Consider the following 22,040-nt stretch of genomic DNA (forward strand, 5'->3'; position numbering starts at 1 on the left):
GACAGCGATGACGGAAGCGGTGCCACGGAGCACGGACCAGATACTGGCCTCGGGGGTCGTCCGAGTCGCGGGACAGGACGGGCAGCCCCGCGGCACGGGTGCCCTGGTCGCGCCGGATCTGGTGCTGACCTGCGCTCATGTGGTGTCGGACTGTCTGGGGTCCCCCCGGCGGGACCCGGTGGAGGCCGGGGCCAGAGTCATGGTCGACCTTCCGCTGGCCGGACAGGCCGCCCGCGGCCTCGGCCCGAGGGTGGCCGAGGTGGAGCGGTGGATACCGATCAGGCCCGACCGGACGGGAGACGTCGCGCTCCTGCGGATGCGGGACCCCGTCCCGGGCACCCACCCCCTGCCCCTGGCCGACCCCGACGACATGTGGGACCACCGGGCCCGGACGGTGGGGTTCACCGGTGGTGAGCCGACCGCGCTGTGGTTCCGGGGGGTCCTGGGCGGGGCGACGGAGGAGGGCTGGGTACAGCTCTCCCGGGCCGACGGGCAGGCGGCCCATGCCAGGGAGGGGTTCAGCGGGGGACCTGTCTGGGACGACGAACTGGGCGCCGTGATCGGCCTCGTGGTCGCGGCGCAGGCCCAGCGGGAAGCCCAGCAGGTCTTCGTGCTGCGTACCGGAACGCTCCTACGCGAGCTACCCGAACTCGAGACCGTCCTGCTGCCGTCCGCTCCCTTCCGGGGGTTGGCCCCTCTGGGGGAGGGCGACTCGGACATCTTCTTCGGCCGGGAGGAGGACGTCGACCGGGTGGTCGCGGCGCTGCGCGGCGGACATTCCGCCGTCACCGTGTACGGCCCTTCGGGCTGCGGCAAGTCCTCTCTCGCCGTCGCCGGTGTGGTGCCGAGGATGCGCCAGCACGGACACGAGGTTCTGGTGGTCGACGTAGGCCGCACCTCGTCCCTGAGGGCGGCTCTGGCGACAGAACTCTTCACCCTGGCGGTGTCGGGCCGTTACGGGGTGGAACATGCGCAGCAGGCCGACCCGGACCGCATACGGCGGTGGTTGGACAAACTGGGGTTCCCGGACACCTTCCACCGGGTGACCGGGCAGCAGGGGACGAACGTACTGGTCGTGCTCGACCAGGCCGAAGCGCTGCTGAACCTCTCCGGACCGGAGGTCGAGCAGGACGTCGCGCTGCTGTTCCCGGAACGGCGGACGGACGGCTTCCGGGTGCTGCTCACCCTGCGCGCCGATTTCATGGACGCCGCACTGAGCCACCCGGAGCTGGGAACCGCGCTGCGGCACGGCACCACGCTCCCGCTCACCCCGATGACCCGGGACCAACTGCACGCGGTGATCACCGAACCGATCAGACGTATCCCGGGGGTCGAGTACGACCCCGGGCTGGACCAGCGCATCCTGGACGACGCGGGCCAGGACCCCGGAGTCCTCCCGCTGTTGGGCTTCGTCCTGGCCAAGCTGTGGGAGCGCCGGACCGGCGGGCGGTTGCGGGCCGAAGCGTACGAGGAGCTGGGACGGGTGCCCGGCGCGCTGCGCCGCCACGCCGAACAGGCGTGGCGGGCCTGTGTCAGACCGGGGGAGGAAGCCGAGGCGCGCCTGCTGCTGACCGGCCTGGTGCGCGTCCTGCCCGGCGGCGAGGCACCGCTGCGGCGCGTCCTGACCCGCGAGGAGGCCGGTGAGCGGCGCTGGGAACTGGTACGGGCGTTCGCTCGGGCCGACTGGCGCCTGCTGGTCCTGCACGGCGGCGACGGCCGCCCCCAGAGCGCGGAGCTGTCCCACGAGGCACTGATCACCGCCTGGCCGGAGCTCGCCGGGGAGGCCCGGGCCAGCGCCGACTTCCTGGCCGGGCGCGCGGAGGTACAGCACGATCTGGAGCGGTGGCGCAGCGCTGGCCGCCCCGCGGATCTGTTACCCGGTCCCCTGCAGCTCGCGGCCCTGGAATCCAGCCTCCGCCAGCGCGAGACGGACCTGACCAGGGAACAGCGGGAGTTCCTCGCGCAGGCCCGCCGACGCCGACGGCGGCGCCGGAACGCCGTGGCGATGAGCGGGGTCGCGGGCGCCCTGGTCCTCGCGCTGATCGCCGGGTTGACCGTGTTCCTCGTCCAGGAGTCGAACGTACGAGCGCAACGGGAGGCCGAGGGGCTGTCGCGCTCGCTCGCGATCCAGTCGGACGAGGCAGCGGAGAGCAACCCCGTCCAGGCGGCCCTGATCGCACTCACCGCATACGAGGCCGCTCCGACCCAGGAGGCCCGCAGCGCGCTGATGCGCCGGTACCTGGAATTCCAGGACGTTGAGTGGTCCCTGTCGGGTGCGGAGGGGCAGATCCGGGAAGCCGGCATGAGTGCGGACGGCTCGGTGACACTGGTGCGGACCGAAGGCGGCCGCGCGACCCTGTTCGCGCGTACGGACGAAGGCGCGGTCAGGCAGGAGCAGCTCGGCCTCACCGAGAACGTCCTGTCTCCTGTGGTCAGCCGGGACGGTCGGCGGATCGCTTACGTGCACGAAGCGGGCGGGACCGTGGTCTGGCACGAGGTTCTGCCGCAGGGCCAGAGTCTGCTCGGCCCGCCGAACCGGCTCGAGGGGGGACTGACGGAGCGTTCGATGGGGTTCCTCTTCCGCGACACGAAAATCATGGACTTCTCGCCCGAGGCCGGACTGCTGGTCGGGGTACCGGCGGCGGACTCCGACCAGCCGGTCCAGGTCTGGGACCTACAGACGGGGCTGTCACGGGAACTCCCGGAGGACACACCCCGGCTGACGGAGGTGTGGTTCGGCCCGGACGAGGACACGCTGGTGGCCGTGGTCCCCGACCCCGACTCTCTGAAGGGCGCAGTGGTGACCATCGACGTCGGCACCGGGACGGTGCGTGAACTGGCGGAGGGTATTGCCCCCCAGCATGTCGGGGTCGCGGGGGACGGCAGCGTGGCGGTGGTCTGTCGTGACTCGGAGGGCGGCCCGGACTCTGGCGAGCCCACGTCTGAGGAGGCCCGATACCAGGCCGTTCGGGTAGCGGACGGTCAGGTGCTGAAGAAGCACGTCCAAGGGGAGGTCGCATCCTGTTCCGACATAGCCGTCTCCGATCAGGGGGAGCGGTTCATGGTGCCGGACACGGAGGACGAGTGGGTACTCGTCGACACCTCGGGGCAGGAGGAACCAACACGGTTCCTCGGGCCTTGGGATTATGCAGACAGAGGCTACCTGCCTTTGCTGGGGACAGCACGTGATCCGGTCCTCGTCACCCGGGAAGCGAACGGGATCACCGGATGGAAGTTGGCCCACTACGACGGTGAGACCGCCTACAGCCCCCCGCGCCTGATCGGTGACGGGAGCACCATGGTGGTCCGCCTGGGCCGGAAGGGCGGCAAGCTGGTTGTCGCGGAGACCGAGGGCGAGGGGCGGACCCTGGCCAGCGTGGACCGTGACTTCTCCGTTCCCCCGGATCCGAAGCAGGAACTCCAGGTCAACCGTGCCGAGACCCTGGTAGCGGACGTGTCGGACCAGAATCGGATCACGGTCTACGAGCTGCCCTCACTGCGTCAGGTGACCGAGTTCACCACGGTTCCGCCGGAGGGGGGATCGGAGCGGTTCCTGTTCCGGTTCCTGGACGGGGACCAGTTCATGACGCTCTCCGGGGCGACCCTCGAACACTGGGACGCCCGCACCGGTCACCGGTTGTCCGCCCTGGACCTGGAGGACCTGCGGCTCACCGAAGAGGAGCAAACGTACTACACCGTCTCCAGCCATCCCGAACCGGGGCATGTGAGTGTCCTCGCCGACGGGGAGCAGGTGCTGCACGCGGTGGACCTGGCCACCGGTGAGAGGAAGGAAGAACTCAGTATCCGGCTCGACGACGCCGAAGCAGCGATCTTTCTCGAGGATCCGCGCTACCTGGCTGTGATGACCACGGGAAGAATGGTGGAACTGTGGTCGGTACCTCCTGGCCGGGCCCCAACCAAGGTGATGGGTTCCCTCGGACCTTTGAACCCGAACCGCTGGTCGGCGACCGTCCCCGGAGGAGCAGTGTTCTTCCTGGCCAACGACAGTTCAGCGCAGTTCCTGTGGGCGGACGACCCCACGCGCAGGGAAACCTACCAGTTCGACGAGCCCCAGGGGTTCCTGGCGGTCACCCGGGACGGCCAGGCGCTGCTGCGGACGCCCGTCTTTGGTGGCTCGATGAGCCTGCTCCGCCTCGATCCGGAACTGTGGAAGCGGCACCTGTGCCTCGTCACCGGCCGTGAACTCACCGAGGGCGAGGCCGGTGCGCTTCCTTCGGACGTGCCCGCCGAAGTCTGCGGGCCATGAGTAGCCCACAGCCTGGTCGTGGTCTCTGCCGGGCCGGTTCCGGGGAACGCCCGGAACCGGCCATGGTGTCGGGCGGGCGGTTCAGCCCTCCATGAACCGGTACCCGAACTGCTCCAGACGGGCCCGTGCCCGCCCCAGCTCCTCCTCGGTGAACAGCGGGGCGAATTCCGGTCGCAGCACCAGAGCCTCCACGGTCAGGTCCAGACGGCCCTTGTCCCACAGGTGGGCGAACCCGTCCGAGACCGCCGGGGCGGCCAGCAGTTTGCGCGCGGTGCCCAGCGGCCCCAGGTCCGAGAGCATGCTCAGGAACGCGGACGGTGTGTAGGAGGCCTCCCGCCGGGACCGCTCGTACAGGCCCAGCATCTCCTTGCCGAAGTCGGTGGTCGCGGCCTGGGCGGGTTCGGGACCGGCCCTCTCCGATTCCCACCAGAAGGCACCACCGGAAAGCTCGGCCGAACCCTGGCCGGAGGACTCCCGGCCGATACGCTCGACGTAACCCCACAGGGAGTCCACCGACGTGAACACCTCGTACCCGAGTTCCTGCAGTCGGGGTAGTTTGGCCTGCTCGGGGTCCAACTCCAGAACCACGGGCTTGCCCAGGCCCCGTTGCAGGCCTTCCGGCCAGAAGGCCTCCGCCTCGGCGATGACCTCACCGCGTACCGGGTCGCTGATCACCGTGTCCAGCTCGGGGTCGGCGTACCCGGCTTCCCTCAGGGCCTCCACCAGCTCACGGATCTGGGTGGCGCGCGGGTCGACCGCGGCCTCGGCCGCCACCGTCAGCGGAGCCAGCTCGGTCGCCTCCTCGGCCGCTGTGCCTTCGAGCAGCTCCTCCAGGAAGGTGTTGGCCGCCTCCGCCAGGAGTTTCCTCCGGGCCGCCAGGAAGTCCTGGTAGCGTTCGGGGCGCCACAGCTCCGGGTCGTCGGGGATCCACTGCGAGGCCAACACCCCCGGGTGCTCGGCCTCGGCCCGGCCCAGGTACTCATCCGGTTCCCAGCCGGAGGCGCGCAGATCACCGTCCGGGGTCAGGAAACAGAAGTTCGCGATGGCGTCGGCCTTGCCGTCCAGCCCCCGGAGCAGTTCCGTGGAGAAGAGGGTGCGCCGCAGGAGCTGGTGTTGTTCACCGGCGGCCTCGGCCGTCAGCAGCTGTCCCGTACTCAGGTCACGGGTGTCCCTCGCCCGGACGAGCAGGTACAGCAGAGGGTAGAAGCGGCCGCCCTGGGTCCCCTCGAAGTCGTGCGGACTGATCCTCAGGGAACCGCTCCGGGAGCGTTTCAGGGCATTGATCAGACCGTCGACTCCGCTCTTGGCCGCGGTCTCGTAGTCCCGCTGCAGTGTGGTCTCGGTGGTCGCGGTGTACCGGGCCCACAGTGCCGAATGCATGTACCAGTACAGCACCTTGTCCTGGTGGGCACGGTCGTCGAAGCTTCCCCCGTTCAGCTCCAGCAGACGCACCGCCACCGCGATCGAGGAGCGGCTCTTGAGTACCCGGTCGTGGTCCAGCCCCAGGCGGCCGCGAACCGCCTCCAGAAAGGTGTCGGTGTGCTCGATCGACCGTGCCAGGGCGGAACGGAAGCCCTCGGCGTCCACCTTCCCCAGATGGTCGAACTGCGACCGGCCCGTCGCTACCGCCGTGACCACGCGCAGCAGCCAGTCCAGCGAGAACCGGTAGCCGTCCTGTTCCCAGCGGCCGATGGCCTCGCGCATCGTCCTGCGGGCGTCCGGCCATTGGGCGCACACCTTGGCCAGGGCCAGGTCGCCCTTGGAGAGTTTGGTGCCGCCGGAGTTGACCCGGTTGAAGATCTCGACGACCTCGTCGATGTCCTTCTCGACCCCGGTGATCTTCTCCTGGTGGAACTCCCGCCCGGTCACCTGGTGCAGCTGGTTCAACCGGCCCAGGTAGGAGTTGGTCTGCTCTGGAAAGGCCTCGTGCAGGGGCTGGAAGAAGTGGATCGGCCCCTTGTCGAACAGTTCGGTCACATTCACCCAGCGCGGATCACCGGCCATCCTGGTCGGCATGTAGAAGGCGAAATCCTCGCTCTCGACGTTGAAGTACACGCCGGTGAACGCCTTGGGGTCGCCGTCGAAGAACCCCGGCGGGTTTCCCTTGATCACCCCGTACAGCGAGGTGATCCGCTGTTGTCCGTCCAGCAGCATCAGGTAGGGGCCGTTGCCGGCGGAACCGCCCCGTGCCGACAGGTCGGGGTCGGAGGTTTCCCACATGAGCAGGCTGCCCACCGGGTGCCCCAGGTAGATGGAACGCATCAGGCCGCGCACCTGGTCCCGGTTCCAGACGTAACCGCGTTGGAACTCCGGAAGCAGCACCGTGCCGGTGTCGATCTGGTCGAGGAGCATGGACAGTTTCGCCATGGTTCCGTCTTTCTCGTCAGGGGTTTCGTTGGGAAAGAGGGGTTCAGCGGCTCAGGACCGCGTCGACGAACGGGCTCGGACTGCCGTGCCAGCTCACGTGCAACTGCTCGCGGGCCCGGGTGCACGCGACGAAGAGCAGGCTGCGTTCACGCAGCAGGTCCCGTGCGTGCGCGCCCGGATCCTCCGCTTCGGGCGTCACGCTCCGGGGAGCGGGTAGCTGCCCGCTCCCGGCGCCCACCACTGCCAGACAGCGGAACTCCAAACCCTTCATACGGTGCATGGTGCCGACCGAGACCGCGTCCTTGGCCGCCTGGCCCCTGACCAACGGGACCGCCGGAACACCCGCGTGCTCCAGCTCCGTCACCACCTGTTCCACGGACCGGTTGGACCGGGCCGCCACACCGATCTCCCCGGACAGCACCCCGGCCTCCGTCCACTCCCGGATGGTGCGCACCAGGTGCTCCGACTCCGCCTTCGCGGTGGTGAAGCCGGTCAGGACCGGTTCGGACCCGCGCATCTCCGAACGACAGTCCGCCACCGAGTCCAGGCCGCCGTCCATGTCGTCGACTGCCTGACCCCGCATCAAACCCAGGCCCCAGCCCAGGATCTGGGCGGTCGTGCGGTAGTTGATCCGCAGCTTGGTGGAGCGCCCCCGGATGTCCACTCCGACCTCGGCCAGACTCACCTGCGGACCGTAGATCCGTTGGTGGGTGTCCCCGGCGAGAAACAGGTCGTCGGGCCCCTGCGCGACGGCGGACCGCAGCAGCCGCCACTGACCGGGGTGCAGGTCCTGGGCCTCGTCCACCACCACGTGGTCGAAGGGTCGGGAGCCACGCTCACCGAGCAGCCGGGCGGACTCCTCCACGATCGTTTCGTAGGTCCACAGGCCCTGCTCGACCAGCAGTTCACGGAAGCCCGAGACCGCCTGCCAGACCTGGGCGCGGTGCAGGGCGTTCAGGCCGCGGCCCCGGCCGCGTCGTTTGGCGGACAGGTAGTCGGGGGCGGTCGCGACCCGGCGTGCCAGGACCACCTGACGCCACTCCTCGGCCAGGAACGAGGGGGACAGGTTCAGCTCCAACCCTTTCAGGACCTGTTCCCACAGCTGCCGTTCACGCTGGGGCTGCAGCAGGTTCGGCTGCCCGTGCTCCTCGCGGAAGATGCGGTTGGCCAGCCGGTCCACGTGCTCCACCCGCACTCTGGAGAGCACCTCTTCGGCGTCACCCGAGGCATCGTTTTCGGCGAGCAGGCGCAGGCTCGCTTCCAGGGAGTCGGCCAGGGTGGAGGTGAACGTGGTGAGCAGGACCCGGCCCCCGGCACGGGCCAGGCGGTGGGCGCGGTGGATGGCCACGACGGTCTTGCCCGTTCCGGGACCGCCGCTGACCCTCGCCGGCCCCCGGTAGGAAGCCTCCACCACCGCCCGCTGCACGGGGTGCAGGTAGATGCGCCACAGGTCGAATGGGTGCGCCAGCGCCGCCATCAGCTCTTCGGGGCCCTCGACGAGCAGTACCCGGTCGGAACTGCGCTGTACGGCCGCGTCCAGGTCGTGGGGGTCCACGTCCTCGACGATGGCCGGGCCCAGTTCCGCCCATACCTCCTCGGGGGTCATCCCGCTGGCCAGCCCGTACAGGACGTCCCACTGCACCGGCGGCAGCAGGCCGCGGGCGGCTTCCAACTGGAACGGCGCGGTGAGCACACGTGCCAGCGGTAGCGTGTGCTCGTCGATCCCCAGGCGTCGCAGCTCGGCGTCCTTGACGTTGTCGAAGAGCCGCTCGGGCGTGCTCTTGGCCATGCGTTCCATGTGCGGCAGGCTGGCGTCCAGTGCCGCCACGTCCCGGATCTCGACTCCGCCGGTGGCCATGTTCACCGAGGCCTTGCGGCGTTTGGCCCAGTCGTAGGCGTCGTCGTGCGCCATGACCCTGAGCAGGGTGTAGGTGTCGCCGCTCTCCGGAGCCAGCACCACGCCGCGCCAGAACTGGTCGATGCGGATGGTGCGGAAACGATCATCGCGGGCTCCGGTGATCTTCTCCAGGTGCAGTCCCGCGTGTGTGGCCTCCTCGAACTTGGCGAACACCTCGCCCACCCGTTCACGCACGGGCTTCTCGAGGTCGGGGAACTCCTTGAGCAGGTCCAGGTGGAGGGCGAGTCGAGCCACGAGATCGTCCTAGCGGATCAGGGTGTGCGGAACTGTGCGTACGACGGCGACCGGAGGCGGGCGGAGACCGGTGAGTGCGTGCGGGGGCGGGCCACCGGACGGTCGGTACGCCCGGGGCCGTCGGGCGCGGGTGGCTCGTCCTTGTCGGGGGATGGATGTCCGGGGCGGGAAGAGTGGTGGGGTGGCCGGGAACAGGTCCAACCTAACGCGTCGGTGCTCCGGTGGCCGAGAACACACTGCCCGGGTTGCCCACTCGTTACAGGCTTTGTCCGGCCTGGAGGCGCCGTCGGCTATGTCGAGAACACCCGCGACAGGGCCGCCCCGTACATGCGTTGGGGGCTGGGCAGCGACGGCGGGTGCAGGATCCCGGGGATCGGTTCCAGGTCCTCGGCGAACCCGATCAACCGCCCGTACACCTCCACCGCGTTGGCGGGACGGTTCTCGGGGCGCTTCTCCAGCAGCGCTCCCACCACCTCGGCCAGCGCGGCGGGGACGTCCGGGCGCCGGGCGCGTACCCCGGAGGGCGCCTCGCCCACCTGCTTGGAGGCGACGGCGAAGGAGGTCGAGGCGGTGAACACCCGCTCTCCGGTGAGCATTTCGTACAGGGTGCAGCCCAGCGAGTACAGGTCGCTCAGGGACGTGGTGTCCCCGGACAAGAGCTGCTCCGGAGCCATGTAGGCGGGGGTGCCCGGTGTGTGGCCGTCCTGTGTGATCTGCGACATGTCGGTGCGTCCGAGGGCCACGGCCAGCCCGAAGTCCAGGACCTTGACCGTCCCGTCCGGTTCCAGCATCAGGTTGCCCGGTTTCAGGTCGCGGTGCACCAGCGACGCCCGGTGCGCGACCGCCAGCACCGCGCAGGTCTGGGCGGCCACCCCGCTGGCCCAACCCACTGACAGGCGCTCCTGCTCGGCCAACAGGTCGGCCAGGCTCACCCCGTGCACACGCTGCATCACCAGGTAGGGCTGTTCCTCGCTTCCCGAACTCATGTCGAAGACCGAGGGGACCCCCGGGTGCTGCAGCTCGGCGGTGATCCGGGCTTCGCGGGTGAACCGTCGGATCAGCTCGGTGCGTTCGTCGGGGTCGGCGTCTCCGGGGAACCGGAGGAACTTGACCGCGACCTCCCGGTCCAGCCGGATGTCGCGGCCCTCCCAGACCTCGCCCATGCCGCCGCGGGCCAACGGCGCGGGGTTGAGCCTGTAGCGTCCGTCCAACACCCGCGCGCTCCGCGTCGCCCCGGCCATGCCTCGCCCTCTCCCGCCGCTGGTCCTCGCGCCACGACGCTATCGCAGTCCGACGCGGCCTCATCCGGGAATCCTCATCACACGGCCCTGGCTGGCCGTGTGCCAGGTCCCGACCAGTGGCCCAGGACCTCGAGAGCGTCCCTGCGCCTGAGCAGATCGTGCACGGTCTGGTTGCGGTAGGTGCGCAGACACCCGTAGCAGGAGGTCTCCGGTCCGCAGTCGCACTCGTTCACCCGTGCGAAGGCGGCCTGAAGAACCGTGTCGAAGTGCTGGGAGATTCTCTCGGCTCCTCCGGCGCCGCCGGGAACGGTGTCGAAGAGCACCAGGCTCTTGCCACGGTCCTTACCGTGGTGCACGGTGCCACCGATGTCGTCGCGGCTGATCTCCAGGGCGGAGGAGGCCCCCTCCAGAAGTGCGTAGAGCAGTGACTGGCGTACTCGCTCGGATGCCTTTCCCAGGTCGAAGGGGCCGTTGAAGCGGATCGACATCAGGTCCGTCTCGTAGAGGTGGCCCAGCGAACGGCGCTTCAACGGTCCGGTGCACATTTCACCGTTGGTGGGTCTCGGGTGCTTGGTAGGCACCTTCTTGTCGTACGAGACGGGTGCGCCCCAACCACACCAGTCACACAGGTAGAACCCCGAACCGTGACGCCCTTCCGAGACCGCGACCAGTTCGCCCCGGCTCCCGCTCAGGCAGCGGGCCGAGCCGCCGTCCGCGAGGGGCCACACCTCCTCCTTCGGGTCCTCCGCCAACCGGCGCACCTCGGTGAACCCGTTCCAGAAACGCTCGGGCGGGGTCTGGCCCACCTGTTGCGCCTTGTGCGCCGAGACGAAACCGAACTCCGGCACGCTGTACACGCCGCTCCGCCCCCCGACGGCCCCGCAGGACCCGCAACTCGGAGACAGCTTCCTGGTGATCTCCGAAGCCTGTTCGTAGTACCCGCAGGAATCGCAGAGCCGGTAGTGGTATTCCCGCAGTTCACAGTCGGGGCGGCGGTACACCCCGGCCGATCGCCACAGTTTTCCGCCAGCGACGACCTCCGAGCCCGGCGCGTACTCGTGGATGGCCGAGGTCAGGTCGCGCGTGAGTTCCAGTTGGCCACCGGTGTCGTCGGCGTGGACCGTGCGCAGCTCCACCGTGTCCACCGGGAACCCGTACTTGGGCAGCACATTGCGGGTGGCCAGGAAGCCGAGAAGATTTCGGTCCCGTACCGTCTTGACGGTTTTCTCGATCTGCTTGACCACGTGGCCCTTGTGCTGTTCGAAGGCTTCCCTGCGACGTTCCTCCAGCAACTCCAGGTCTCGGCCGATCTCGTTGCGGAGCACCTCCAGCATGGCCACGAGTTCTTCGGCCCAGGCCTGGCCCGGCAGGCCCAGGCGCTCGGCCACCTCGGCGGGCAGAATCCGTTCCAGTGCCCGGGTGATCTCCTCTGGTACCGGGTCCAGGAAGTGCGCGACCAGGTCCACCGGCTGTTCCTGGGCGACCTCCGCGGGCTGGAAGAAGTCACCCACCCGGTCCCAGGTCCTGCCGCTGCTCTGGTACCAGTGCCGGAAGAACGCGGACAGGGCCACCGAGTGGGCGTGCCTGCGGTCGATCCGCTCGTTCACCAGGGGGACGTAGGGGGTGCGCATCGTTCCGCTGATCATCTGCTCCGGCTGCTGGTAGCGGAACAGGTCGTGTGACCGGCGTAGGGCGTGGGTGACCGCCAACGCCTCCGAGTGGACGCGCCGCCCGGCGCGCCCCGCCCGCTGCACGTAGTTGGCGGTGGTCGGCGGCATGTTGCGCATGAACACGGCCTGGAGGTCACCCACGTCGACGCCGAGCTCGAACGTGGTCGAACACGACAGCGTGTTGACCTTTCCCTGGATGAAGTCCTGTTGGATCGTGCTCGCCTGGGAAGTGGTCCACTGGGCGGTGTGTTCCTGCGCCCGCAACGGAACGGGGTTCATGTTCAGGTACAGGTGGCGGTGGTGGTCGGTTCCCTCTTCCCACTGGGTCAGATCGAGGGGTAGGAGCGTTCCGTTGCAGTTCAGCGTTGGGCAGACCCCCCGTACGGAGACCGGATGGGTTTTCTTGCAGGAGTCGCACTCGTAGGGAGCGTTGCCCGGAGCTACCGGGCTGAGGCGTAGGAATTCGTGGTCGAGCTGGAAGACCGTCCCGAGCCCTTTGGAGTCGAACTTGCTCAGCCACCCCTGCGGGGTCTCACACAGGAACTTCCACGTCTTCGCCAGCGCGTCCCGTGGGTCCTGCGCGCGGCCGGTGCGGTGGAGCACCCGGGCGAGGTAGTTCAGGCGGCGGTTGTCCCCAGCGGTGGGCAACCAGCTCAGCACCTTGTGTTTGCGATCCGACCCGGTCACCCGCATGCGGATCGGGCCCAGGCGGGGAGCGAAGGCGGGGTCGTTGGACCTGACCCCGTCCGGCATGGTCACCACCCCTTGCAGGCGCATCGTGCGCACCAGTTCCCCCAGCAGGTCCCAGGTCTCCCGCTCGTCCAATCCGAGGAGTGGGGGCAACGCCTCGGACATCTCCGCGCGCTCGGGCCTGAGAAGCTCCACCCTGATCAGCCCGCGCCCCTCCAGTGACTGGCGTTCACTGGTGGAGACCAGCTCGCTCATCACCCACAGGGCTGCCCGGTTCATGCGTGTCGTGTGGGTGTCCACGTGTCGGAAGCACTGGGCCCGGTCCGCTGCCTCCATGGTCCGCTCGACGGTGTCGCGCACCGAGAGGCCGCCCGCCGGGTCGCCTGCGCCTCGGATCGCCTGAATGATCAGCCGTCGCTGTTGTAGGACCTGGTACGTGTGGTCCAGGTAGGGCGCGAAGTAGGCCGCTGCCTGGCGGCTGTCACTGAAGGTGAGCAGTTTGCGGCCGCCGCCGGGTTGTTGGGACCGGCTGGTGTCGGTGTCCTCTGGCAGTGCCTGGTAGAGCGCGGTGGCGATCACCCCGGCCGAGGAGTCCCCACCGCTCAGGAACCGCCGGATTGCGCCGATGCCGCGATATCCGCAGGTCAAGCAGTGGGATGTGCCTTTCTCCGAAGACCGGAAGAGCTGGACCTGTCGGACCGACCGCTCGGGGCAGGTGAGTGGACAGGGTGCGTCCGAATCGCTCGACAGGGTCGCGCATCCTGTGCACAGGTACCGCTCGCTCACCTTCGTGGCGCCGATCCGTTCCGCCAGGGTGTCGTCGTCCTCGTCCACCGCGCTGCCCGTCTCGCCCAGGTGGAGCCAGACAACCTTGTCCCGGACGGACTGTTGGGGCAGGAAACGGTCCGTCGGCCCCTGGCCCTGCTGGACCACTCCCACCAGGTAGGCGTCACCGCACCGCCGACAGGCGGCCAGTTCGAAGGCGGGCAGCCCGCACCCCTCCCGCGGGCAGGTCTCGTGCCTGGCCAGGGACACGTGCGGTTGGGTTCCGTGCACACACGCGAAGGCACCGTCGGTGGCTCTGGTGAACAGGTGGTACCGGGCGGACAGCATCGGACTGCCGTCGGTGCCAGTGACCCGGTTGCCCAGGGCCACCAGGGAGGTCAGTGCCCGAACCCGTTCCGCGGGAGTCAGTGGTTCAGGGTCGTCCTCGAACACGGTGTCCGCGAGTTCGGTCAGGGACCGCGGACCCGAGTTCAGGGCGTTGCGCAGCCGGTGCATGCGCCGCTCGGCCGAGAGCAGATCCGCAGGGGAGACGGAGGCGGTGGTGGGGACCGGGGGCCCGCCGTGGAAGGCGGCGAGCCCGTTCAGCGCCAGCCCCGGATCCTCGTCCGCGCTCAGGCCCGCGTAGGTCCTGGCAGGAAGCGGTCCCCACTCCGGCAACGCGGTGGTGCCCTTGGGTGCGGCCCTCACCAGGTCCTGGAGTTCGGGGTCGTCGTCGATCCATGCGAAGGGTGCGTCGAAGAACAGCCGTCGGGCGAAGGTCATGACCTCTTCGGGTGTGCCGCCAACGGTGGCGCTGGTGGCGATGCACTGGAGTTCACGGTCCGGTGCGACCCGGTCGCGCAGGCGGCGCAGCAGCATCGCGATCTCGGCCGCCTTGGCGCCGTCGTAGACGTGGGCCTCGTCCAGGGCGATGAACCTCCAGTGCCCCGCGTATTCGCCCTCGAACAGGTCCATGTCCTTGGGCCTTAGCAGGAGGTACTCCAGCATCGCGTAGTTGGTCAGGAGCAGGTGCGGTGGCTGCTTCTGCATCTCCTCCCGGCTCAGCAGCTCGTTGGGGAGGATCTCCGCGTCCGGATGCAGGGCGCGGAAGCTGCTCGCGGCGTCCCGGGCGGTCTTCTTGGTGTCTCCCGTGTAGCGGCCGAAGGTGATGTGCGGGCTGCTGGAGAGCAACTCGCGCAGGCGCTTGAGCTGATCGTTGGCGAGAGCGTTCATCGGGTACAGGAGGATGGCCCGTACCCCCGGGCCGAGGTCTCCCCGTGCGTGTTCCTCCTCCAGGGTGTTGAGGATCGGAACCAGAAAGCTCTCGGTCTTGCCCGAACCGGTACCGGTGGCCACCACCAGGTTGCGTCCCGCCTCGGCCTTGCGGATCGCCTGCTCCTGGTGCGAGTAGAGCGCTCGGTCCAGGGAGATGCGCGGCCCGGTAGGGGAGAGGAACCCGGTGGAGAGCACCCCCTCCGCGATCAGCTCGCGCGGCGTCGCCCCGGTGGCGTAGGGCGGAGTGACCTCCAGAAGCGGTCCCTTGCTCAGCAGGGGGCTCCGGTCGATCTCCTCGTTCAGGGCCAGGGACAGGGCCTGGTCGCGCAGGGGCAGGAGCGAGCGCAGATAGCGCCGGTAGCTCTCGCTGATCGCCGTGCCGACGGCCATCGGGTCGAGGTTCTCCGTGGCGGCGGTGCTCATACCCTGCTCCCTTCCTGGAGGCGAGCCCTTTCAGCACCCGCGATGGTGAGTTCGGCCAGGATGATGTCTAACGCGACCAGCTCCGGGGTGTTCTGGGCCAGGTACGCCCAGAACTTGTGGTGTGACTTGACGAGCTGTGTGCAGCCCTGGGGCGGGTGCGGCCTGGCGGCCCGCCGGCCGTTGACCGCCAGGGCGAGCGACAGCAGTGGGACCTTCACGGGGAAGGCCTTGCAGTCAGCCTGCCGTACGCTCAGTGCCCGGAGGAGGCAGACACGGACCTGGGTGTCCATCTCCGCGCAGTACTGGGACACCTTGAGCGGTACGTCCTTGCCGCCCTGGGCCAGATGTTTCAGGACCTCGGTGGGCAGTCGCAGGGACCGTTCCCGGGCCAGGCACAGGACCCGGGGGCCGAGAAGCCCGTCCTCGGGGGCGGACGCGGGGTTCAGTACCAGGTGTAGGAGTTCGGGGCCGTACCGGGAACCGATCTCCGGGCTCTGGGGGAACCCGAGCGGCTTCTGTGGGGTGCCGTTCAGGATCGGTTCGACGTCGGGACCGCAGCATCGCAGGATGGCCCCGAACAGGTCCGACTCCGGGTCGGGATCGTCACCCGGAGGGGCCGTGCGGATCAGGTCACGGGAGAAGAGTGAGGCGACCAGGGGGTTGTCCCGCCACGCGCGCACGAGCTCCCGTGCACTGGGCCGGAACCGCGGCGGCGAGCTCACGGTCCCGTTGAGAATGAGTTCTCGGGTACCCGCCGCCACCGGCGGCATCGAGTCCAGGAACTCCTCGAACGACAGGGCGTCGGGCCTCGTGTGGGAGGTGGCCGGTGAGGCCACCGGGCGACGTGCCCACCTGCGCGCGAGCAGGCCGATTCGGTTCTGGAGGGCTTCAGGCGCCTCCTCCACGAAGGAGGGGGCGATCCGGCGCGCTCGGGCCACGTTGTGCGCGGTCAGCACGTCGTCCACGGCACACACCGCTCCTCCCTCGGCCAGGAAGCGACACAACAGGTCCTCGTCCAAGTCGGCACTGTTCGGGCGGCCCGGCATGGCGCATTCCAGGAGCGTGCCGTCCCGGGCGTTGGGCCACCTCGGCCATTCCTGGCAGGTGGCTGACCACGGGTCCGACTCCCGAAGCAGGATGCGGAGCGGCCCACCGATCTCCGCGTGTGCCTCGGTGGAGACCTCTCCTTGCTCTCCGCCGTCTCCGAGCCTGTTCACCGGTAGGAGAACCGGGTATCGCCAGGGCGCGTGCCACGCGTACAGCGCTGCTTCGAGTTCGTGGTCGGCCCCGACCCCGTGGAAGCGGATGCTCTCGTTCTCGTAGGTCGCCTCCTGGGCCAGTTTCGGCGGATTGACCCGCGCGACACAGGTGGCATCACCGCGGAACAGGAGCATCAGCTCGGTCTGGACGTGCTCGGAAGCCGTCTCGCTGAGCTTCTGCACGGGAAAGGCGTGGGTGTTGCCCGCACTCCTGCCCTTGGGGGAGAGCTGCTGGAGGTCCGCGCGCTGCACGGAGGTGATCAACAGGAGGGGGCGCTCCAGTGCCGTCTTTTCATCAGAGATCCGGATGAACAGGTCACCGCCGTCTCTGAGATCCTCCGGGGTGAGGAGCAGCGGGGCCGCGCTCCACCCGTCGCCCCGGCTGCCCATGCGTACCTGCAGGTGGGGGATGCTCACTCGAATTCTCAGAGCATCGCCTGCGGGCGGCGACAGTTCGCTGTGGCACACGGTCCTGTCAGGGGAGAAGACCATGCTGGCCGGACGCGCGGTCAGCCCCTCGGGTAACCGGAAACAGGCCCGTCCCGGGTGCAGTCCGTGGTCCTTGAAGACACGGAGTTCCGGTAGGGAATCGAGTTCCACCTGCTCGGCCAGTGTGAACTGCCACCGTTCTCTGATCCCGGAGGGCGCGGTGGCCCGGACGGTGAACGCTCCGACGCGGGGTTCGGACAGGGCGGCCAGGGGTGAGACAGAGGTACCGGAACCGGTTTCGAAGGACAGCAGCAGATCGGAGTGCTCCTGCCCCCGGGCGTACACGTCCACGGTCCAGGTACACGTGGGCAGCGCCGGTAGGGAGAGTTCGGGTAGCGCTGTGTGGACGGGGTAGCCGTCCGAGTCCACCACCCCGCTCAGCGGTGCGGAGGCGTTGAGGCGGACCGAGCTTCGGTCCGCGTCCCCGACCCGGTGCACGGGCCCGGCGCCCACGCGGATCCAGGCCTGGGTGTCCAGTTCAAGTAGGGAGCAGTCCCACCCGGGCCAGCCCGATAGGGGCTCGGTGAACTTGGCCTGAACACCGGTAGAGGAGAGCAGCTGGTCACTGGGGTGCAGGGCCCACACGAACCCTTCCGGCAGGTCCCGCCGCGGTCTGATCCACGTGTGCGGGGCGGACTCGGAGAACAGCAGTAACCGGTCGCCGACGGGCATAAGCTCGACCAGGTGTTGAGAGCCCCCGTTGGGGCCGATGCGTAACACAGGTGTGGGGGAGGGCAACGGGTACACGGGGTGGCCGTCCTCCGCGGCCTGTACTTCGATCAGCTCGCCGTCGGCTGTGCAGACCCGCCAGTGGCAGTCGGTGGGAAGGTGCACCACGACCTGCTCCCTGACCCGGTCCAGTTGGAGACTGTGGTGGGGCCGCACCGCCCCGGCCTTCTCGGTGAACCTTCTGGCCAGAGCTCTCCGAGCCGGCTCCTCGAACCGTTGGGGCAGTTCCCCCTCACCCCAGGGGACGTCGATCTCGCCCCGTTCGAACAGGCTGATCAGGCGGTCGCTGTGTCGGATGGTCTCCAGGACGTGGTGCGCGTTCGTATCCAGGAACCGCCGGGCGGGTACGTCGAGGTCGGCCCTGCGGCCGCTGCTCTCGTTCACCCAGGTACGGAAGGCCTCCGGGTCGGTGAAGAGGGTCCGCTCACGGTAGTCGAGGAGCAGGTCGAAGAAGTCGCCCAGGCAGTAGGTGGGGATTCCGGAGTGGTGGAGGGCGGCGGCAACGTACTTGTTTCTCTTCCTGGTTCTCGGCGGTACGGAGTCCAGACCGAGCCGCCGCAGCGCGAGCAGGAAGCCCTCTCCCCAGGCCTTCGTTGCTGCCTGGCGCTGTTTGAGGAGAGATGTCTGGATTCCGGTGAAGTTCCAGAGGTTGTCCCAGAAATTTCCCTCGGCGTAGCAGTTCACTGCCGCCCCGGTCGTGACCAGGGCTGTGCAGGCTGGCCATCGCTGTATTCTCGGTGCCTCTCCGTTTGATATCTCCCAGGTGAAATGTCTCCCGAGTGCGTGGGAGAGCTTCAGGAGGTCCTGCGCGGTGACGGCCACCTGGTAGAGCAGGTGTACGCTTTCGGCCTGGGGGCGCCAGTGCGATTCCTGGGAGGCAAGGAATCCGGGAATATCCGCGTAGGGCATGGGATCGATGCTGGCTTGTCGATAATTTTCCATGTCCGCCTCCGGCCGCATCGGAGAGCCCTGGCTCCACGTCTAGGTTAAAACTGGGGTGCATGTGCGTCAAGCAATAGTTTAATTTGCTTTTCTGTGGTCCCCTCTTTCCTTTGTTGGTTTGGTCTTTCGTTCCGGGTTCCAGGTGTGTGCGTTGGTGGTCGTGGTTGGCTTGGTTCGTCACCTGGCTGGCTGGAGGGTGGTAAATTTGGTGCAAATGATGATGACAAGGGGTTTTGCGGGGTTCATAATTCGAAGTGAGGATCTAAATTTTGGGGGTTTTCATGCCTGCTCGTGATGGCTCTGGTGGCGATTCCTATCTTTCTGGCGTGCATCAGATCGGGGTTGTTGACCTATTCATTAATGAACTCCTTGGGGTGGGGGATGAACTCGTTCTTGAGATTTCGGATGTCGGTTTTGAAGTGGGTTCCTGTCGCGCGGAAGTAGCCCCGGACGGATGGATGGCGGTGGCGGGGAAGCGTAAGTTCAACTCTCCTGACAAGGCGGCTCGGGAAGTCATGCCGGACACCCATGTCGACGGTTGGACTTCCTGGGTGCGAAAGAGGGACGGAAAGACCCTTGACGAGCTTCGTCAGGAGCTCCTCGACCGGATGGCCAGCAGGACGAACAAGACGAAAAAGACGAAGAAGAGCGACCCGGACGATGGCCACCTCAGCCTCTCGCTGGAGCGGCACAAGAGGTTGAAGCAGGCGCGGATCCACGCGGACGAGCACATTCCGGAGAGTTTCCAGCTCCAGGAACTCATCGGCTTGTGGGGCGCCAAACGCAGGAGCCAGGAACTCAAGCAGCTGGTCGAGGTCGACCTGGCCAACCACGGCCTGACCGTGCGGCCTGGCCTGATGGAGGCACGACCGGCAGACTCGGTCAAGCTCGTGCACAGCGTGGAGGGGCACGAACGCCTGAGCCCCACGGTGGGCGCCCTGCCGAGCGCCGGAGCGGGGATCGAGGGAATCAAGGAGAACGCCGGCCTCCAGGCGGCTTTCACCCTCATGCTGCTCAAGGACTACTCCCAGGTCCCGGTTTTCAGCAAGAGCAAGAACCCTGTTCTGCGCGGAGCGGTCACCTGGAAGAGTCTGGCCCGTGCCATGAACTCGGATTCGAACTGCTCACTGCGACATGCGATCGAACCCTGTGACCCGGTGGAGTCCCATCGGGAACTACTGGAGGTCATCCCGGAGATCCAGGACAAGGGCTTCGTGTTCGTCAACGGAAGCGACGGCCAGGTCAGCGGGATCGTGACCACGACCGACGTGGCTCAGCGTTACAGCGACGCGGCCATCCCCTTCCTTCTCATCGGGGTCATCGACACTCTGCTCCGGCGTGCCATCGCGGAGAACATCCCGATGAGCCTGATCAACAAGCTGTGCTCGCCGGCCGAGGACCGGAAGGAGATGGAGTCGATCAACCAGATGACGATGGGCGGCTACAAGAGGGTTCTGGAGTGTCCGGAGGGGTGGGACCGGCTGGGCTGGCCCGTCGACCGCATGGCCTTCATCAAACAGCTCGGTGTCATCGTCAAGATCCGCAACGACATCATGCACTTCAACCCCGATCCCCTGCCGGAGAACTGCGTGATCCAGCTGAAGAGCATGATCTCCCTCCTGCGCGACCACAGCAGGGTCTGAGACGGGTTTGCTCCAGGAGTGATTGCTCCTGCTTCGTAACCTGCTTGTTCCTCTCTTGCGGACAACTGTGCCCAGAGCCCCTGCGTCACCCTTGTGGCGCCTGTAGCTTCTGGGTGCGGATGGCAACAACGAGAAACGGTGCGGATGGACAGCGAACCCCGGGAGATCAGGGCCGGACTCCGTGAGAGCCTCGAGGCCTGGCGCGAGGAGCTTCTTGCCCCCAGGGCGCCGAGGACTGCACGGGGACAAGATCATCACGGAAGCGGCAGACCGGCGGGCCGGTTCGGTACGCCGGTGCTCAGGAGACTGAGCGTGTGTCGGACTGAGGGCTCAAGCGTCCTCCTCCGGGGCCAGAGCCCCCGACGTCAGGCCCTCCCTGGCCAGCTGAGCCGCCTGGCCCGCCAGGACCGCCAGCTCCCGGGCCTGCTTCTCGAACTCGGCCAGGGCACGGAAGGCCGCGCCGTAACGGCGCTGCTCCTCGGGCTCCAGTTTCGGTACCCGGGCCGAACGGGCGTCGGTGCGGTAGGTTCCGCTGGCGCTGGTGGAGCGGCGTGTGTTGGCGGCCGCGGTGAGGAAGCCGGTGAGGAAGTCGGTGTCCAGCCGACCGTCCACCGCTCGGGGCCTCTCCCCGTCCAGGCGCACCATCCCGGCGTCCACCAGGTCTGCGATCCGTACCTGGCCGGGCCACTGTGCCGATCCCTGGGACAGGGCGGGCAGCAGCCCCTCCAGGCCGCGGGCGGTGCGGGACAGCTCCGCCCGGGCCTCGGCCAACGCCCGGGGCAGGTCCTCCAGATCCGGGGCCAGGTGCCGGGCCGGTGTCAGGTCCACCTCGTCGTCGAGCAGGTCGATCAGTTCCACCTCGGCCCCGGGTTCCTCGGGCAGTCGCCACGGCCCGTCCGGGTCGGTGCCGGTCAGGTCCCACATTCGGACGGTGGCGACCGTGTCCTCGCGGTCCACGGGGCGGCGCAGCAGCCACAGGTGGACCGGTTGCGCGTGGGCGGCGGCCAACCCCGGGGGCAGGGCGATCACGTCGGTCAGCAGTCCCAGCCGCACCAGTTCCGCGCGGATCCGCCGGCCGGTTCTTCGGTAGGCGCACGAGGTGGAGACCACCACCGCGGTCTGCCCGCCGGGAGCGGTGTGCGCGTAGGCGTGCTGCAGCCAGGCCAGTTCACCCTCGGCCTTGGGCGGTAGGGCCAGTTCCCAGCGGGGGTCCATGAGCAGTTCCTCGCGGCCCCAGTCGGTACTGGCCGGGGGCGGGTCGCACACCACCAGTTCGGCCCGGTGCCCGATCCACTGGTCATCGCGCAGGGAGTCCCCGGCCCGGACCTCGGTTCCGGTCCGTCCCTCCAGCCGGGCCCGTGCGGCGGCGAACCGCACCGCGTCGGGGTCGGCGTCCTGGCCGTCGCGCCGGGCGTCGGGCGCGCCCACGGCGAAGAGCAGCGCTCCGGTACCGCAGGCCGGGTCGAACACGCTCGCGGCGCCGGTGCGGGTGAGGGCGGCGAGTGCGGCGACCAGCCGGGTGGTCGAGGCCGATGCCGTTCCCGAGCGTTCGCTGGAGTTGAGGAAGCGCTCGGTCAGTGCGCGGGCCACCTCGGCGGGGGAGGTCTCCGCGCTCAGTTGGTCGGCCAGGTCGGTGGTGGCCGAACTCAGCCCGCCGGTCCCACGGGCGTCGAGGTACTCGGCCAGGTCGGCCAGCCCGGCGAGCATGTTCGTCGGGTGGTCTGCGCGCAGTGCGTGCCACAGACGTACCTCGGGGGACTCCTGGCCGCCCTTGTTCTGGCCGTCCAGCCAGGCCCGGACCTGGTCGAGGGGGAACAGGGGGCTGGAGGAGGTTCCGCCGCTGGGGGAGGGGAAGTCGTCGTGCCGCCTGCGCCAGTTGGACACGGCAGCGCGGGTGACCCCGGCCAGCCGTGCGATGTCGGCCGCGGTGATCTGCTGCTCGTCGGTGGTGGTCTGGGCGCGCGAGTCCATGGAGGTCACAGTACACGGATCATTGATGATCTCCCAGGTGGGTTTTGTTGGCTGTGTAAACACACTGTGACCTTGGTTGTTCGACCGTCGCTGAACCACCGGTCCGGTAGTTCCGGCAGGTGAGCGGCCTGGCCCGAGGGCCAAGGTCCCTGGCGTC

Annotated in this window: 8 protein-coding genes; 2 read left to right on the forward strand and 6 right to left on the reverse strand. The window is 68.4% G+C overall.

Annotated features, from left to right (window positions below; genetic code table 11):
• The first annotated feature begins 19 nt into the window (after positions 1-19).
• Positions 20-4,267: an nSTAND1 domain-containing NTPase gene (locus AC0VYD_RS11245; protein ID WP_475479809.1), complete on the forward strand. Its 4,248-nt coding sequence runs from the start codon at positions 20-22 to the stop codon at positions 4,265-4,267.
• A gap of 81 nt (positions 4,268-4,348) precedes the next feature.
• Here AC0VYD_RS11245 and AC0VYD_RS11250 read toward each other — a convergent pair whose 3' ends face one another.
• The 5 genes from AC0VYD_RS11250 to AC0VYD_RS11270 all read right to left on the reverse strand — a co-directional run bounded on the left by AC0VYD_RS11250 (position 4,349) and on the right by AC0VYD_RS11270 (position 18,236).
• On the reverse strand, positions 4,349-6,634 hold the full coding sequence (locus AC0VYD_RS11250; protein ID WP_475479810.1) for a GmrSD restriction endonuclease domain-containing protein: 2,286 nt from the start codon (positions 6,632-6,634) through the stop codon (positions 4,349-4,351).
• 43 nt (positions 6,635-6,677) lie between these two features.
• On the reverse strand, positions 6,678-8,786 hold the full coding sequence (locus AC0VYD_RS11255; protein WP_475479811.1) for a UvrD-helicase domain-containing protein: 2,109 nt from the start codon (positions 8,784-8,786) through the stop codon (positions 6,678-6,680).
• 290 nt (positions 8,787-9,076) lie between these two features.
• A complete protein-coding gene (locus AC0VYD_RS11260) occupies positions 9,077-10,027 on the reverse strand; it encodes a serine/threonine-protein kinase (protein ID WP_475479812.1) in 951 nt (316 codons plus the stop codon).
• A gap of 77 nt (positions 10,028-10,104) precedes the next feature.
• The gene (locus tag AC0VYD_RS11265) at positions 10,105-14,850 is read right to left on the reverse strand and encodes a DEAD/DEAH box helicase (protein WP_475479813.1); all 4,746 of its coding nucleotides are present in this window, start codon (positions 14,848-14,850) and stop codon (positions 10,105-10,107) included.
• Entirely contained in the window at positions 14,847-18,236 is a 3,390-nt protein-coding gene (locus AC0VYD_RS11270) for a hypothetical protein (protein ID WP_475479814.1), read from the reverse strand. The genes AC0VYD_RS11265 and AC0VYD_RS11270 overlap by 4 nt, the downstream gene beginning before the upstream one ends.
• Positions 18,237-18,550: 314 nt before the next feature.
• Between AC0VYD_RS11270 and AC0VYD_RS11275 the strand changes: the two genes are divergently transcribed.
• Positions 18,551-19,912, forward strand: a complete 1,362-nt coding sequence (locus tag AC0VYD_RS11275) for a restriction system modified-DNA reader domain-containing protein (RefSeq protein WP_475479815.1) — start codon at positions 18,551-18,553, stop codon at positions 19,910-19,912.
• Positions 19,913-20,242: 330 nt separating this feature from the next.
• Here AC0VYD_RS11275 and AC0VYD_RS11280 read toward each other — a convergent pair whose 3' ends face one another.
• The gene (locus AC0VYD_RS11280) at positions 20,243-21,883 is read right to left on the reverse strand and encodes an HsdM family class I SAM-dependent methyltransferase (RefSeq protein WP_475480244.1); all 1,641 of its coding nucleotides are present in this window, start codon (positions 21,881-21,883) and stop codon (positions 20,243-20,245) included.
• Positions 21,884-22,040 lie beyond the last annotated feature (157 nt).

It is taken from the genome of Nocardiopsis sp. iso_40, assembly GCF_056173285.1.